At 47.6% G+C, this 16,399-nt stretch carries 11 protein-coding genes; 4 read left to right on the top strand and 7 right to left on the bottom strand.

Annotated elements, in window-relative coordinates:
• Positions 1 to 51: 51 nt before the first annotated feature.
• The 4 genes from RQM65_RS06105 to RQM65_RS06120 all read left to right on the top strand — a co-directional run bounded on the left by RQM65_RS06105 (position 52) and on the right by RQM65_RS06120 (position 4,473).
• A complete protein-coding gene (locus RQM65_RS06105) occupies positions 52 to 420 on the top strand; it encodes a hypothetical protein (RefSeq protein ID WP_314013435.1) in 369 nt (122 codons plus the stop codon).
• A gap of 116 nt (positions 421 to 536) precedes the next feature.
• The gene (locus RQM65_RS06110) at positions 537 to 1,772 is read left to right on the top strand and encodes a serine hydrolase domain-containing protein (protein WP_314013437.1); all 1,236 of its coding nucleotides are present in this window, start codon (positions 537 to 539) and stop codon (positions 1,770 to 1,772) included.
• Between the two features lie 288 nt (positions 1,773 to 2,060).
• Positions 2,061 to 3,152, top strand: a complete 1,092-nt coding sequence (locus tag RQM65_RS06115) for an amidohydrolase family protein (RefSeq protein ID WP_314013438.1) — start codon at positions 2,061 to 2,063, stop codon at positions 3,150 to 3,152.
• Positions 3,153 to 3,783: 631 nt separating this feature from the next.
• Positions 3,784 to 4,473, top strand: a complete 690-nt coding sequence (locus RQM65_RS06120) for a response regulator transcription factor (protein ID WP_314013439.1) — start codon at positions 3,784 to 3,786, stop codon at positions 4,471 to 4,473.
• 102 nt (positions 4,474 to 4,575) lie between these two features.
• On the opposite strand, the gene RQM65_RS06125 is transcribed toward RQM65_RS06120, so the two are convergent.
• From RQM65_RS06125 to RQM65_RS06155, 7 genes are all read right to left on the bottom strand, one after another.
• Positions 4,576 to 5,889 carry an ATP-binding protein gene (locus tag RQM65_RS06125; RefSeq protein ID WP_314013440.1) on the bottom strand — a complete coding sequence of 438 codons (1,314 nt, stop codon included), beginning with the start codon at positions 5,887 to 5,889 and terminating at the stop codon, positions 4,576 to 4,578.
• A 65-nt stretch (positions 5,890 to 5,954) separates the two neighbouring features.
• Complete coding sequence (locus RQM65_RS06130) at positions 5,955 to 6,287, bottom strand: hypothetical protein (RefSeq protein WP_314013442.1); 333 nt, start codon at positions 6,285 to 6,287, stop codon at positions 5,955 to 5,957.
• An 80-nt stretch (positions 6,288 to 6,367) separates the two neighbouring features.
• Positions 6,368 to 7,855, bottom strand: coding sequence for an eCIS core domain-containing protein (locus RQM65_RS06135; RefSeq protein WP_314013444.1), 1,488 nt, complete (start codon positions 7,853 to 7,855; stop codon positions 6,368 to 6,370).
• 99 nt (positions 7,856 to 7,954) lie between these two features.
• Complete coding sequence (locus RQM65_RS06140; protein ID WP_314013446.1) at positions 7,955 to 9,367, bottom strand: vanadium-dependent haloperoxidase; 1,413 nt, start codon at positions 9,365 to 9,367, stop codon at positions 7,955 to 7,957.
• A 35-nt stretch (positions 9,368 to 9,402) separates the two neighbouring features.
• Positions 9,403 to 13,869, bottom strand: a complete 4,467-nt coding sequence (locus RQM65_RS06145; protein WP_314013448.1) for an eCIS core domain-containing protein — start codon at positions 13,867 to 13,869, stop codon at positions 9,403 to 9,405.
• A gap of 87 nt (positions 13,870 to 13,956) precedes the next feature.
• Positions 13,957 to 14,757: a hypothetical protein gene (locus tag RQM65_RS06150; RefSeq protein WP_314013450.1), complete on the bottom strand. Its 801-nt coding sequence runs from the start codon at positions 14,755 to 14,757 to the stop codon at positions 13,957 to 13,959.
• A gap of 146 nt (positions 14,758 to 14,903) precedes the next feature.
• On the bottom strand, positions 14,904 to 16,385 hold the full coding sequence (locus tag RQM65_RS06155) for a contractile injection system tape measure protein (RefSeq protein WP_314013451.1): 1,482 nt from the start codon (positions 16,383 to 16,385) through the stop codon (positions 14,904 to 14,906).
• Between the last annotated feature and the right edge of the window lie 14 nt (positions 16,386 to 16,399).

The following is a 16,399-nucleotide window of genomic DNA, read 5'->3' on the forward strand; positions in this document are numbered from 1 at the left end:
TAATTATAATAAACAAGAACATTAATAATTAACATTTAAAATCGATCTATCATGAAGAAGTTAGTATTTGTATGTATGTTTTTAGGATTTGTAACCCAGGCCTTCGCCCAACTTAACGAAAAAGAACTTATCGGAACTTGGAAGTATAATGTCTCGACCGATCAAGGGCCCTTGACAGGAACCCTGAACTTCGCCGAAGAAAAGGGGAAACTGGCCGGGAAAGTAGTCAGTAGCGACGGTCAATCATGGACCATGAAATCTCTGGAGATAAAAGAAGCCCATACCGTTAATTTTGAAGTGACCCCGCAAGGGGAGACTTTTAAGTCAAGCTTGAACTTTAAGGAAGATACATTTACCGGTATGACAGGCCCGGCACATACCCAATATAAAGTTACCGGCGAAAGGAAAAAAGAATTGTAAAAGGGAACCTCAAAAAAAATAGCTCATTAAACTTTTTAGTTGAAACCGCTTCAGAGACTTCGTAAACAAGTGAAAGAAAAAATCTAAACGATTTCAATAATAGAACAAAGTAGAACATGAAAAAATACCTAAATCAGTTTTTATCTGGATTGGCCATTTTGGTACTGGCCACATCTTGTAAGTCCAATGCCAATACATCGGAAACCACCAATATCGTTAAACCTGAAACGGTAGGCATATCCTCCGATTCCCTGGCCGCGGCCACCGAGAGACTGCATAAACATGTGGACGAGGGCAAGTTACCAGGTACCTTTATGAGGGTGATCAAAGATGGCGAGGTCATCTATGACGATAAATACGGTCATATCGATGTCGCCAATAATACGCCGACCCAAGAAAATTCCTTATACCGTATTTTCTCGATGACAAAGCCCGTTACCGCCACGGCAATCATGACGCTTTACGACCAAGGAAAACTAAGTTTGGACGATAAAGTCTCTAAATACATTCCCGAATTCGCTCAAACTCAGGTATACAAAGAAGTCGATGGCAAGCACAGTACGGAGCCGCAAAAAAATGAGATGACCATCCGTCATTTATTGACCCACACTTCGGGCATCCCCTACGGATGGGAGAAGAGTTACACGGATTCCATTTACGCTACCAAACAATTTATGGGGCAAGACTGGACCATTGAGGAAATGACGAAGGAATTGGCTACGGTACCCTTAAAATTCCAGCCGGGCACAAAATATAATTATGGTCTGGGTATCGATGTGGCGGGCTATATCGTGGAAGTAATTTCTGGCAAAAAGTTGGATGACTATTTCAAATCGGTAATTTTTGATCCGTTAGAAATGGATAACACCGCATTTTATGTTCCCGAAGAAAAAATGGATCGAACGGCCCTAATCTACACCCATGATGAAGAGGGCAAAATAAAGACGCCTGAAAAGGGCATGACCTTCGAAGTTACTGAACCACCGAAATTATTATTAGGTGGAGCAGGCTTGTTTTCGACCTTGGGCGATTATGAAAAATTTTGCCGAATGCTCCTGAACAAAGGGGAATTGAACGGCAAACGTGTATTGTCGGAAAAAGCGGTTGAGTTGATAATGACCGACCAATTTCCGACCGAAGTTGAGAAACAACCGGGAATGGGCCACGGACTCTCCGGAACGGTAAGGCTCGATACGGGAGAATATAGCTGGGGCGGTGCCGCCGCAACCAAATTTTGGATAGACCCTACCAACAACCTTATCGTTATCGGCTATACCCAGTTGATGGGTGGGGAAACGGATTATGCCACGGAGTTTAAGGCTACGGTCGATCGTTCTTTGATGGACCAGTAGTCTGCTTTGGCGGATTTAAATTTGTAGGTCTATGTGGCAAAAAACTGATTTGAGACCATTAGATAAACCGCCTTTTTTACATATACACCTGATAATCGGAATATTTGGAAATATTAAACGTATCAAATCAAAGTGAAAGTCACAGCCGAGAAAAATGATAAAGTTGCCAAAGCTAATTGAATCATTATCATCGTTCTATCGAATTCCCATATTCAGTAAAAAAGTATTAAATATAAGAGAAGAAAGTTTATATTTAAATCAAATATTCACCGCTAACGTCCTTTAAAAATGAGAGCAATTTTTCTTTTTTTCATCATTTTCGTTCTTTTCTCATGTAAACAAAAAAACGCTAATGACGAAACAGGAGCCGAAACAAAGGCTACCACTGAACTCGATGAGATTGAAATCATAGATGTCCACACCCATTTTCACAATGACCGTAATTATCTCAATGACTTCATGAAAGAGCGCAAAATGAAAACGGTTTTGGTAGATGTTGCCAAACACAACGTTTCAGACTCTGCAAAGGTTAAGCGAAGTTGGAAGGACTATGTTGCTTTGGCGAACAAGCACCCTAACCTCTTTTGGCTATGTTCTTCTTTGATGGGCGTAGGAATCGATACCCCTGATTTCGCAGAAAAAGAAATTGCGCGCCTCAGGAAAGAAATTGCCGAAGGGGCCAAAATGGTGAAAGTGTGGAAAAATTTTGGAATGGTGACAAAAGACAAGTCGGACAAATACATTCAGATAGACGACCCCAGGCTACAGCCAATCTGGGATTTTCTAAAGGAACAGAATATACCGGTAATGGCGCATATAGCAGAACCACTACAAGCCTGGAGACCCCTAAATCCCAATAGTCCCCATTTTGGTTATTATAGCGATCATCCAGAATATCATGCCTTTAATTTCCCCAAGATTCCTTCCTATGAAACCATCATAGCTGCTAGGGACAATTGGATAGCAAATAATCCCGATCTACAGATTCTGTGCGCTCACGTTGGAAGTATGTCCCATGACGTTGATATGGTGGCAGAGCGGTTAGACAAATATCCGAACATGAAAGTGGAACTGGCCGCCAGATTTGGAGATCTCGCCACTCAAGAATCTGAAAAAGTAAGAGCCTTTTTTGAGAAATACCAAGACCGTATATTATTCGGAACGGACTTCGGAAATAGTGGTGACCAAGCTAACTTAGATTCCGAGGAACTTGCAGCTGAACGAGAGGAACTGGCTTCTGATTATGACAGATTGCATACTTATTTGAGCACGTCTGATTCCGTTTTGATCAGAGGTCAGGCCAATGTTGGACTCTCTTTACCTACCGATGTCCTTAAAAAAATATATGTAACCAATGCAACGGATCTATTGAAACTATAATAGGATAAATGCTTTTGTGCAAAGGCCTAATCCGATAATCCCTCGGACAGCCCCTTTGACCTCAATACCCTATATTCGGAACTGGACCGGCATTTAGCACCAATTTTTATTGGACGTTAAGGATCGCAACGGGTTGAGTCCTCGATAAAATGTATTGAATTGGTCAAAACCTACTACCGTTGCAGATTAGTGTCCTTCCACGAAAGAAAGAAGGGAAGAGAGAGACGTTTAGGTTCATTATGGTCAAGATGATGCTACACTATTTTTATAGATTTCGAAGCACAGTCCCCGTTTCTGACCGGATTAAAATTACCGGTGAAAGAAAAAGCAGTTTTTCGCAATTCGCAAAAAAAGAATGCAACGATCTTATCGAAACCTATTTCTTGACAGAAGCAGTAACAACGAGGAAATTTAAGCATCTCGACACGCTTAGCCCTATCGAAAGCTTGTCATACTGCACCACAATCGATGCGAAGGGCAACTAGTTGAGTCCTGAACTTTGGGATGCCGCTGCACCCCTCTCCTACCCATACGCCAACTACTATCCATACAATAAATCCTACAATCCATACAAAAACAAACTATATTCGATGTAAGTTCAATTATCTTTAAGTCAAACCGCCGCCCCAGAATGATTGACACGGAGTATCCATCCACAGCAAGAATAACCTCCTTGGGGGCCAGGGCATTCCTATCAAAAATTCCCGGAATTTCCGATGCGGAGAATACCTCGCCGGGTCTTCTGCTTGCCATATACCAGGTCGAGGAAAAACGCTTTCTGTATTTCAGCAGAACCTTGAGACAAAAATTGGGAAACAAGGCGAAAAAAATCCTCCTTGAAGGGTGGAACCTATGGTTTACGAACGTGGCGTACCACGAGTCGCCCGGGATTAGAAACCGGATACGGAATTTTTTGTCGGTAGCGACTGAACGGAAACCGATAAGCCTGAAATATCATATTAACGATGCCGACGAAAGCAGCATTTTGGTCCGTCACGAAATCGTCCTTTATCGGCTACGGGACTGCACCTTGGCGATAAACTATCTTTTCGATATTTCGGAAAGGGAACGAATCGAACGGTTACTGAGCCGCGATAAGCATTATCAAAACAATTATGGTAAGCGTTTCGACCGGATATCTCCTCGGGAAAAGGAAGTATTGGAACTCATTGCCGATGGATATTCGTCTAAACAAATCGCGGGTATGTTATGTATCAGTAACCATACGGCCATAACGCACCGCAAAAATTTGATTGCGAAATTCGGGGTACGTAATACTGCTCAACTTATTAAAAACGCGTCATTGGTGATGGAATGGTGAGTTTGGGACAGGATGCGAATAAAGTACGAGCCGTGTGTTCGCACAAGGTTAGGGATACGGGGATAATGATGTGGTAAACGGGAGGTCACCGGATCGGCTTTTTTACCGCATAATTCTGCCCCCTTTTTGAAACTCCCTTTTCACACCCTTGAGGATATCGGGGCCATGGATGGTTTCCTTGCCGACCTGTAGTGCACGTAGGCAGGCGAACTGTACCACATTCATGATTTCCGCTCCCGAGAGCTCGTATTTTTGGGAAATGCCGGGGAGGTCCACATCAGTGTGCAACCGCACTTTTTTCGGAAACGCCTTTTGCCATATCAACAGCCTTTCGGAGGCCTTGGGCAAGGGAAAGTTGATGATGGCCTGGAACCGCCGTACGAAGGCATCGTCGATATTGCTTTTTAGGTTGGAGGCCAAAATGACCAGACCCGAATAGTTCTCGATACGCTGCAACAGATACGACACTTCTTGGTTGGCATATTTGTCATGGGCATCGCGAACGCTGGTCCGTTTTCCGAAAAGGGCATCGGCCTCGTCGAAAAAAAGGATGCTATCGGTCTTTTCGGTCCGGGCCAAGAGATTGGCCAGGTTCTTTTCGGTCTCCCCGATAAATTTCGAGACGACCATCGACAGGTCGATTTTATAGACCTCCTTTCCCGTATATTTTCCCAGTAGGCTTGCGGTCAGTGTCTTTCCCGTTCCCGGCGGACCATGGAACAGGGCCCGGTAGCCCGGCTTCAGCTTTTTTGACATGCCCCAATCGTACATCAGGGTATCGCCATGGGCCAACCAGGTACGTAGTTCCCGGATCTGATCTTGGGTTTCGGGGTTGAGTACCAGGTCGTCCCATTCCATCTCGGTGGTGATGCGTTCGGCCGGGAATTTGAGGCTAAAACGGGGCTTGCTTACCTTCCCTTGAAGAAAGAGGTCAACGTAATCTTGGGACAATACCAGTTTTCCGCTTGTCATGGGTTCCCCCTCCGGTGCCTCTTCCAGCCAAAGGATATAGTTTTCGGCAAAAAAGTGGTCCGCGCTGAAATAGCGGTATACCTTTTTCCGATGCTCTAGTTCCGTTCCCCCCAGCAAAAAAAGCACGGTCTCCCCAGTGGGAAGAAATCCCCTGAAATTCTTTCCGCGCACTCCGCCCAACTGTGGAAAATCGCCGGTGGAATCCAACTTCCCCTGTATTACGCTATCCAGTAGATTGCCATATACGTGCGGACATAGGGCAAGGAGCAAAAGGGTCTTTTCGTCCTTGGTCAAATCGGCCTCCCATAGTATATCGGGTACGTGCACCGACCATTCTTCCATTGGCGGCAATTGGGGTGCGCCAGAACCGCTTTGGCCATCGAAATGGGTATCCAAACAATATTGGATGAACTTTTCCAGGTATTTGAATTCATCATAGATCATACGCTCAGGTTCATGAACCGGTTTTTGATCTCTGTCAGGGATGATTTGATTCTATGGTACATGGTTTAATCTATCTTCTGACCATTTATATACGTTTCTATCAGATGGTTGTACCTGACCTCGGTGGACAAATGTGATATTTCGAACATCGTGACCCAATCTTTGCAATAGAGGTTGCTTCTATAAGGTTCTTTTTCCAAATCGGGGATGAATTTGGACCAGTCTATGAATGTTCCCGTATAGGGTTCTCCGTCGCTGAAAAGTCCGCATGAAACGGGATTTTGGTTGCTATTGTACCAAATGCACAGCCCGTTAAGGGCACCGTTTTTCAGGGTCATTTCACCGACAATATCCCCATTATCGTTTTTTATGGTTATCTGTTCATTTTCTTTTTTCACTTTGCTGTGCTTTTTACATGATAGATTGCCGGAAACCAAAACCATACTTAAAATTAAAACTGCGACTTTCATGGTATCGACTACGGCAGTTTATTGCTACAGAAACATTGTTCGTCCAGGTTTGAAATTACCCAATTCAGGTGTGGGGAAGGGTTGCCATTAATGTCCATTGCCGGACCGGAGGCCACTTTCCAGAACATTGGAGGCCGCGGTCCCTCAACGGGACGCCCTCCATTTTTTGACATTACACTTTTTGGGTCGCTGCCATCCTTATGGGTCTGCCCCCCCACGGTATGAAAATCCCTATGCTTTTTCGATAATATCCCAGTTCTGGTATCCAACACTTGAACGTCCATTTCCCAATACCAGAATTTATACTCGAACGGATTGCATTGGGTCGAACAATTCTTCAGTTTTTTCATCTTTGAATATATGGTTTTTGTGGGAACCATATTTATCCATTTGAATTTTTTAAAGGCAAAGCCCGCACAGTTGTAACCCCGTCTTTTTGCATTTGGGGCGACCGCGAAAAGATTGTGTGCCGCGTCGGTATTTTTGCCCCATTTGCCATCGATGGTATCGGTATAAAGACTTTTGGCCTTGAGTATTTTCTGATATTCAATGACCGCCGACCTGGTCTTTAATCCATATACGCCATCGGGGGTCGTCCCCACGATGGCCTGAATCTCGGCTATCGAACGTTTTACTACCTTTGGTGGTGTATATCGCCACGCGCCATTCGCTTTTTGGGCTTTTTTTTCAGGCAGTCCCTTCTGCTGAACGGTGTGGGTCAGCTCGTGTGCCAACAAATGTTTGCCGTCACGCGTTGAGGTATCATATTTCCCTTGATTGAAGAAAATATTGTTTCCATAAGTAAATGCCTGCGCGCCCAAGGCCTTGCTCATACTTGCCGCCTCTTGATCAGTATGGATGGTTACATCGCTAAAATCCGTCGCAAAGGAAGCCTCCATTTCGTCACGGGTGTTTTTGGGAAGTGCCTTTCCCCTACCCGACCTACTTTTTACCCTTTGGGTAATGGCAGGACCGGTCGTTGTAGCGGTATTTCCGGAGCCTTTCGTCTGAAGGGATTCTTCCTCATCCTCCATTTTCATTTGCATTTCCTCCTCCTTTTCATCTTCCATCCTATTGATCATCCCCGCTCCTTCGTCCCTTTTCATTTGCATTTCTTCCTCCTCTTCGTCTCCCATTTTCTTGAGGTCGGGTTTTTCCTGTACCAGTTTATCCTCTTCCATGCGTTGTTCGGCAGTACCCAATTTTTCATCCTCTATTGGGGTAGCGAGCGATTCCCTTTGGATGCTTCCGATCTCCATGTTCTGAATATCCGGTTTTGCGGAACCGTTGACCACGGCATCGGCCATGCGGTCGGCTTCCTTTTCGTACCGGTCGCCCGGTCGGCCTATTTTTAGCTTGGGTTGCAACACTACACCTTGGGAAGCGTTGAAAAACGGACTTTTGCTTTCCTTTGCGAAGAAAGGGGTTTTCTGTTTCCTTTTTTCCCCGACTTGATGGGAACTCTTATGTCTACTGCTACGAAATATACTTTTCATCACTACTAAATTTATCGTTTAAAACCGCCATCATCAACCGGGTCTGCCCATTCCATTTAAACACCCGACTATATCCACCAACCGCCTATCTTAAAATCCTTACCCCAGTTTCCCGTTAAAATATTCCACAGCCCTGTTCCAGACCTCGCAGCCCACTTTACGGCCCAATTCACGGCCTTCTTGGTCGCCGTCCCTGAAATGGATGCCTCCATAGAGCCGTGAGATTCCCGCCTGGTCGGAAGCATCCCTTATCAACTTCCATTTCAGGGTCAGGTCTTCGGCCGGCGTACACCCTGGTTCGATGCGCGAACCTCCTTTTGGGATGATAGCCGTTTCGCCGTAATCATCGCTCTCGCAAAAGGACGACAGCACCTCTTGGGCGGCCGCACTGAAGGTACTGTGGCCGGAGACGTATTCCGCAAAGGGCGGGGTGGGGATGTAGGGCAGCCAGTTCTCCCCCTCGATCTCTTGGGTGCCCTCACAGGGCCCGCCCCATGCCTCGATGGTCTTGCCCCGATACATGTTGCGGATGGCTGAAATAGGCCTTACATAGTCGTAGTGCACCTTACAGTCCCACGCCGCAATACCGGCATCGAGCAGGGCGTTGCAGACCAGAAAGAACATCTTGATATCGTAGGCGTTCTTATGTCCGTATTTCTTTGACAAGTACCGTGCATGCCTAGAGCACTGTTCCGGGGGGGTGGCCCAGCGTTGGCTCTCGTCTTTGATGGCGTCGACGAACTTGTCTTCGTGCATGCCCGCCCAAAATTCGGCGATCAGTTTCTCTTCGTCGGTCAGGTTGGCACTATACCGCAATACCTCGTCGACCTGCTTTTTAAAATCACCTTTGCCACAGCTGGCAGGTGCCGGGGGCCTGTATTGTCCCGACCAGGTCAGTGCGAAAGGCTTGACCAGGCCCCAATGGGCGGTCAAGAACTCCTGGGGTTTGTTGTCCCGCATTTGGGGCTGCCAACGGTCTTCGTATTTCATGGGCTGCGGTACGGGGGGATTGACCGGCCAGTAGCCGCTAAAATCGGAGTAGCCGCCCATGTGCAGGGTCGCATGGAGGTTCGAGGCATCGCCCGCCCGGCATTCGAGGACCAGGAGGCCGGACAGGTTGCCGATACCGACGGCATTGTCCGTTTTCAGGTTTTTGTCGTCGGGATCGTATCCGCAGTCGCACATAAAATCGCGAAACATGGATTTCTTTTCAGGAGGAAGTCTTCCCCAGAAGAGGGCCTGTGCCACGGTAAAGGCGGCGTGGCTGTATGCCCTTTCACGGTTTTCGGAGGTGCATTCGCTATCGCTCCGTTTTAGGCGGCTGCCCGTAGTGGTGCTGACCTCGCAGCCCCCGTCGTTGTAGTTCGTCCATGCATCGTACATCGCGGTATGTACCACGGCCAAGGCCCGGGCTGCTATGGTAGGCGCAAAGTTGACACAATGGATGGCATCGCAGACGAGCCGGTTCCATTGGTGGGCTTTGCTGGGCGTGAAACTCTTTTTTGTTGCCATGATCTTTATGTTTTATTTCGTATTATTTGTATGTTTTATTCAATGTCTCCCCATGATTTGATGATAAACCACTTACCGACCATGTAGTATGGTCTGTTGGTCTTGATTTGGCCATTTTCTATATACTCTACGGTTTGGTTATAGATCTTATTGCCTATGCCAGCGTTCATATCTCTATAAAGTGGCCATAAATTGTCAACTGCATCGGGACCGTCCCAGCCGAGATCTTGCACATGATCAGGACTCATATCGCTCCAATCATAACTATAGTTTTTGAGAAGGGTTCTGAACCGTCCTTCCATGCCTTTTCTCTTAGGCTTGGAACGGGTGCGTTTCATTTTTTTATCGATTTGGGGTTTACGGAGTCCATCTACGCCTATATCCACTACCTTTATCGCTTCGCCATCGCCGTCACGAATTTTATCTTTCTGTCCGGGAAATGGTGTGAATTTAGAACCGAGATATTGGGTCGGTGCGACCTCTATTTCTGTTGTACTGTCCATATCCGGATAGACATCCACTGCAGGTGGAGGCGTTTTACCCTTACGCGTCCAGCCACTATTTTTGGGCTTAAGGGTAATCGGATTGTGCCAACTTCTCTTCGTCCAACGTATCGTAATGGGGTAATCATAAGTGCCATCCCCTATTTCACTCGAGGGGTTTCTGTCCGGATCTCCGGAAAGCGGGTTTCCAAAATCGCTTAGGTCGTATCGCTCCCCGAATGCCCCTATCTGCTCACCAAGGGCTTCAAAACCGGGCAATTTGCTTTTGTCCGTAGATTCCTCAGGGTCAATTCCCATTCTTTTCAGCCGAATGATCAGGTTTGTGGTAGTTTTTTGCAATTCCTTTAAGTCTATCAACATCTGTTTTAAGCGTTTTTTTTCCTGCTTATCCGTCGTCCGGTGAAGCAAGAGTTCCGTGGCCTTACGATGTTCTCTCATCTTGTCCAATAAGATTTCCGGCGTGGTGGCCATTTTCAGCACTATGTCCTGTCCCGGCGCTCCGATTTCGAGTTCCAGGTAGTGCCAGGTTCCATCCATATTAAAATCATCCTTTACCTTTACCGGTGTAACGGTCTCTTCAGGTATTGGAATGGGTTTATCCTTTACCTCGCCAATTTTTTTGCCCGTCTCGTCTATAAATCCTCCTTTTACCAGCCCTGTTTCTTTAGGCATTTTGTCTTTCAAAACGCCTTTTACAAAATGTTTGCGATTGAACTTGGTCTTTTTGATGTCTATAATTTTCGCCAATTTTTCCTTAGAAAGTTCATCCCCGATGTTGTAATCAAAATCAATGGCAATTCCCGCATTGGCTATAGGCCAATTTCCTTCTAATTTTTTGTCCTTGAGTGTACCGTATAACACTTCGAAACTAAGATTTCCCTCCAGTCCAAGTGACAATTCACCAGCTATTTGAAGGGTGCCCTTGATGAAATCCCGTACAACTTTCCCGTCTTCGGTGGGTTGCTCCCGTTTTCCAAAGGTGGCTTCCAGGTCTGAATAGCCCTTTAGGGATGCTGTTCCCCCAACACCCATTTCAACAGCCGTTACGTCTAAGCCCAAATATGGAAAACTTGTGCCGACCCTTGCGGCCATCCGCCCGGTTACACCTACCTTTCCATTGAGCTCGGCAGAGAGGTTTAACCGGGCAGTCACAGATAGTTCTTTATTTATCTTGGGATTCGTAGAATAAATCCCATCAATATGAATGTCATATAAGGTGAGGGGGCCGAACATGTACTTATAGTAAAGGCCTCCTTTACCGGTGAAGTTCAATCCGGCCGGTATCCTTGGAATTTTTACAAAAAATGGCCCGAATTCGGCGACCAATTTAGGTGAAATGGGTTTCCAATCGATTCCCTTTTCTTCCAACAGTTTATATTTAGACGCTACCCTGATGGTTCCGAAAACTGTAAGGTGACTATCCGGGTCGAGCACCAAACCGGCCTGTCCGGTTATCACATCCTTCCCTTTTTCGTCCTTGACAATGGACAAAGACACCGACCCCCAACCGATCAGGGATAGTTCTTTATCGGACTCATCCATGGAGGGTAAGTGCAGGGCTTCCTTGCCTTCATTTTCCGGAAGTTGATTCTTCACTTCGTCCCAAGCTTTTCTTTTCGTAGTTACCAAAAGTGTCACCTCCGCTTGTTTAATTCTGCTACCTTCATCTTTCTTCGGGGCGTATTTGGCGTTTCCCCTTATCTCAAGATTCCCATTAAGATAGGAAGCCTTTAATTTGACCTTGATGTTATTTATGTTCCAACTCTTTTCGAGTTGAAGGTCTCCCAATCTCCCCAGTAGCTCGGAAAACGGATCCCGCTCAACGGGCATTTGGGTCGTTTCCAAGCCTTGGACATCCAAGTTCATTTTTCCGCTCCAGGCGTGCAGGTCATCCCAAGACACGAAAGCCCCCTGGAGTAGCTGCCCACCTCCCGTTTCGCACAGACCTGCAAGTTCAAGGACCAGTTTGCCATTTTTAACCTCGTTTGTAAAAACCACCTTGGTGTACTTGTCTTTTTGATAGTCATTGCCAAATACCAATTGGGTGAGCGTATCCTCATCCATGAGAAACCGCATAGCGGCTTTGGTATCGGCCTGAATGAGCAAGCCTTTTGGCAAAAAGGCCATTCCTCCATAAATATCGCTGGTTGCCTTATCGATTCCCAGCCCGATGTAAGTCGTTTGCTTTCTTTTGTCCGTATTGAAGGCCGAGTGCTTGATCTCAAAGAAATAAGGCTTCATTTCATAGGTATCGCTCGCTATATGGTAACGGATCCGAACATTGTCACGATGGCCCATTTTTCCGTATTTGATATTCAATTCAGGACCCTCCGTCATTTCCTTTAAATACTTTTTTCCGAGATACGGAGCCAAATAGCTATTGCTTAGCCACCACTGTTCCATATAGGCGAACATTTGAATGTGCTTGGCCAATATCATTGGAGGGTCGAACTTGTTTAATCCCATAAAGTCGATACGCGTGGTTTTTACGGCTTTTACCGCCGCCGCACTAATATGAAGAAGATCGCCCTCGTCTTCCATCACTTTTTTGATACCCCATTTCACGAGCTTTTTTGCGAGATAGCGCCCGCCCCATATTGCCACAGGCGCGGCCCAAGGAAGCTTTTGAAGGTCCGGAACTTCGGTCGGATTCTCTTTTTTGGCCTGAACTGGGCTTCGACCTTGTTGAATGGTATGCGTCAGCTCATGGGCCAATAAATGCTGCCCGCTGCGTGACTGGGTATCATATTTGCCTTCATTAAAATAGATATCGCTCCCATGGGTAAAGGCATGGGCCTTAAGGTCCTTGGCCATTTGAGCGGCCTCGGATCCGGTATGTATGTGTACATCGCTGAAATCGGCACCAAAGGCAGATCCCATGGCCTCACCAGTCCCTGAGGACAGTGGACTCCCCCTGCCCTTTGTGGCGTCTAAGCGGGATTGTAGATTCATGGGGGTTTGTCCGACACCGTTTTCGGAGTTGGCCTGTATGTCTTCTTCCTCATCGGTGGGATTGCCCGTGACATCCCCTACCTCCTTTCGATGCAGTTCTTGCTCCTCACGGCTATCGTCCATTTCTTCCTTTTCACATTCCTCACATTTGAGGTGGATGGATGGACTTATCGCAGGGGAAGTATCCCCGGTATTACCGGCCATTGTTATAGGTTTTGAAGCCTTCGCAATGTTTGGCTCGGACTGTAGCGTTCGCTCTGTATCGCTTTCCAATGTGGGTTTTTTCAAGATATCTTCCTGTTCCACCGGTTCTGATGTTTCCTCTTCTTTTTTCTGTACCTTTTCCTTTTCCTCACAGGTACTGCATTTTGCCTGTGCCGTGGGGATGCCAAATGGTTCGGATCGCCCCTTAGTCCAAATGGGTTTGAGCTGTACGTCGAGTCGAGTCTGAACGTCCGGTTTCGTCTGCAGGTCGAGTTTCATTTGGAGCTCGGGGTGCGTTTGCAAATCAGGTTCGGACATGCCGGCCTCGCTCTCGAAAATCGGTTTGCGCCGCACCCCGATCATGTCCCTAGCGGATGAGCCGTCAAAGAGGGGGGCCTCCTTCCTCTGAATTTCCTCTTCTTCGCAGCTCTCGCATTTGGCCTGCACAAGGGGGCGGTCAATAGGTTTTGGTTGAACATCGGCGCATTTTGCCTGAAGCGTACCGATCGATTTTGCTTGGATGTTGTTATTACCTCCTTTTGGGCCGTCCGATCGGGTCTGGTCGATGCTGGGACCGTCCGAAGCGGTCTGCCCGTTCAGCCGCTGCATCACCCTATCTGCCATGGCATCGGCCTCTACCTCGTATTTGTCATTGGGCCGTCCGATGCTCAGCTTCGGTTGTAACGTCGTCGGACCAAAAAAAGAGGGGTCGGAATTATTTGATTTGGGGAGGGTAGACTTAGAGAAAAAAGAGCCCTGCCCTTCTTTATTGAAGAAAGGTTGCCGCTTGGCCTGAACGTTCGAGCCGGTGGAAGTGCTTGTTTTTGTTTTGGTTACCTGCAACTGGATTATGGGTTTGTAACTATTTCATTTATAAGCTCATGGGGGAAGTATCATTTTACTATGGGTTCTCCGATGCTTCGTAAACGACTACCCGTGGGCATGGGGGTCTCCATCAAGGCCGTTTAGCCATTCAACGGTCTCTTGATGGTCCGCAAAACTGTTCAACGCCTCCAGCGCACCGTTTTTATAGCGTACCGGTAAGCCTCGCAGCACGTCGGTCAGGTTGGCGAGCAATCGTGCCGGCGACGCTTCGGCCTTTGAAAGTTCGAAGGCGAGGTTTCCGGTCGTTTCCAAGAATTGCAAATAATTTTTCTTGGTGGTGATAGGGAGGCGTATTCCGAGCCTCTCAAAAACTGCCCTCACTGCTGCTTGGGTCTGCCGTCCCCAGCTTCCGTCTACCAGAACCTCCATTCCGAAGATATACTTCAGGGCCATTTGCAAGTAGTACGTCTCCGATCGAGAGCTTTCGTTAAAATCGACGGGTACACTGGTGTCGACGTGCCAATGGTCTTGGTGGTTTGGATAAAAATAGTTCAGTACGATTCCAAAATGTCGTCTTAAATAGGATTCGACCCCAATATAAAGCTCCTTTTGGTGCAAGAAATTGAGGGTGACCAAAGTATCGTTTTGCCAAAAAATAGCATCGAGGTCAAAGGCCCTCCCGTGGCCGTGCTGTCCGGGTTTGTTTACCAAAATACCGGCCGTCGTAATTACTTCGGGCACTCCAAGGGGACAATTTTTGAAAACCTCCTTAAACGCAGCTTCCAAGGTTTTCAAAAACAGGTCATCGACTGCGAAATCACGTGGGATTCCTCGCGTTCCATAAGGGTTACCCGTCAACCTTGCATAGTGGAGTGGAATGCCGTTGATATTGTTTATGATTTTCATCCGTTTATTTTTATTGTTCGAAAGATTGGATGTGGTGGACCAGATCGATTCCATATAACCCTGAGAAGAACGAGCCCCCCTGATTACGTCCATTCTGATACATTTTGAAATCTTCAAATTGACCTACTGATACATTTACAAATTGATTATCGCCACTCCACATACAACAGTTCCTTCATCCACGGCAGTTTGACCAGGCCCAGGTTCCACGGTAATCTATCGAGCAGCACGTCAAGGGCCTTTTGCTCTACAAACAGTTTCCAGCCGGCAGCTTCCCGGATCAATTTTCCCTCGCGCTGCAGGAAACCTTCCCGCAGTCCATCGGGGGAGGTGTTTCCCAAGACGCCCCAATGGTCGATTACCGCCTGCAACAGTTGGGTGCCCTCGTCCTTTTCAAAGGCCGTCAACCTCAGGGTATGGTCTATCGGCAGGTTTACGGGCATCCCACATAAAAACTTGGGAAGCACCAGGGCGTAATCGGCGGTTTTCTCCCCGCCTCCAGCCAGATCATGCAGCAGCAATACCGCCCTGCATTGGCGCTCGAAATCTTTGAACCCCGTGTCTTCCAGCAGTCCCAACTTTTCGAAAAACCGCTTTAGGAGCGGATGCAGCAGCACCATGCCGGCATGGGAAAGGAACTGGGGGACCACCAGGTCGTCCATACTTTCCCGGACCTCGGTCCGCGGTGTCGCAGGGCCTTTTTCCTTTATCTGCGATCCCGGCCGGTGGGCGGGAACCCTGTTTTCGTTGCCCTCGTCATCTTCCTTTATCTTTTGAAAGGTCTTGAAAAGCAAGGGATAGCGTTGGGCATATCTCTTCGGTTTCCCGATAAATTCCGACTTGTACGGCCAGAGCTCGGGATGCCGGACAAGTGTTTGCATCAGGTCGGAACCGGACGGCTTCGCCCGTCGTAGAACGACCTGTTGAAAGACAGATTTCCACAATTCCGTTTCCAAGGTCCTCCAGGCCGGTTGCCGCGCTTTGGCTCGCCATCCTGCCCTCCAACTGCGGAGTTCCCTGAAAAAATCCGGCAGGTCGGTCTGCGAATGGCCGGTGTACAGCTCGACCAGCGATTTCAGGATTTCTAGGTCATGCTGCAGCACCAGGCGGTGCAGAACCAGGGGCCGGTCTTTTGCAAGGGACCTCAACTGTTCGATGGCCCCATCTTCCAGCGCCAGGGTCTCCAGTACGCCGTTCAGCCAATCGGGTCGGGGCGCTACCGCGTACGGGGGCAGGCTGCCGTGTTCCAACCAGTATAGCCACAGGTTAAAATGGTGCCCGCGGATAGGTTGATGGACCGGCCGGAGCCGTTCCGTGCGACTTGTGCGATCTTCCCTTGTCGTGCGTTGAATGGCCTCCGTACAACGTGCTTCCATGAGCCCGATAATCCGGGCTACAAGGTCTTTCATTTCCTTCTTTTCAAGGGAGATTACCCCTAGGTCCAGTTCGAGTCTGGACAGCCGGACGATTTCGTCGGGGGCCACCAAGCGGTCGAACAGGCGCTCCATTTCCGGTACCAGGGCGTTCCATACCAGGTCGCTGACACGCTGTTGCAGCGCATAGGAATTTTTAGAGTCCCTAATTTCCAACTCCATGACCTGTTTCCCGATTAGGTGCCCGTTATCCATATCCCCTATTTAAT

The sequence above is a fragment of the Pricia mediterranea genome, assembly GCF_032248455.1.
Taxonomy (GTDB): domain Bacteria; phylum Bacteroidota; class Bacteroidia; order Flavobacteriales; family Flavobacteriaceae; genus Pricia; species Pricia mediterranea.

Bases quoted from the DNA above. Each gene is read 5' to 3' on its own strand.
- RQM65_RS06120 (WP_314013439.1), top strand. From the start codon at position 3,784: ATGATTGACACGGAGTATCCATCCACAGCAAGAATAACCTCCTTGGGG.
- RQM65_RS06140 (WP_314013446.1), bottom strand. From the start codon at position 9,367: ATGGCAACAAAAAAGAGTTTCACGCCCAGCAAAGCCCACCAATGGAAC.
- RQM65_RS06150 (WP_314013450.1), bottom strand. From the start codon at position 14,757: ATGAAAATCATAAACAATATCAACGGCATTCCACTCCACTATGCAAGG.
- RQM65_RS06135 (WP_314013444.1), bottom strand. From the start codon at position 7,855: ATGAAAAGTATATTTCGTAGCAGTAGACATAAGAGTTCCCATCAAGTC.
- RQM65_RS06110 (WP_314013437.1), top strand. From the start codon at position 537: ATGAAAAAATACCTAAATCAGTTTTTATCTGGATTGGCCATTTTGGTA.
- RQM65_RS06115 (WP_314013438.1), top strand. From the start codon at position 2,061: ATGAGAGCAATTTTTCTTTTTTTCATCATTTTCGTTCTTTTCTCATGT.
- RQM65_RS06105 (WP_314013435.1), top strand. From the start codon at position 52: ATGAAGAAGTTAGTATTTGTATGTATGTTTTTAGGATTTGTAACCCAG.
- RQM65_RS06125 (WP_314013440.1), bottom strand. From the start codon at position 5,889: ATGATCTATGATGAATTCAAATACCTGGAAAAGTTCATCCAATATTGT.
- RQM65_RS06155 (WP_314013451.1), bottom strand. From the start codon at position 16,385: ATGGATAACGGGCACCTAATCGGGAAACAGGTCATGGAGTTGGAAATT.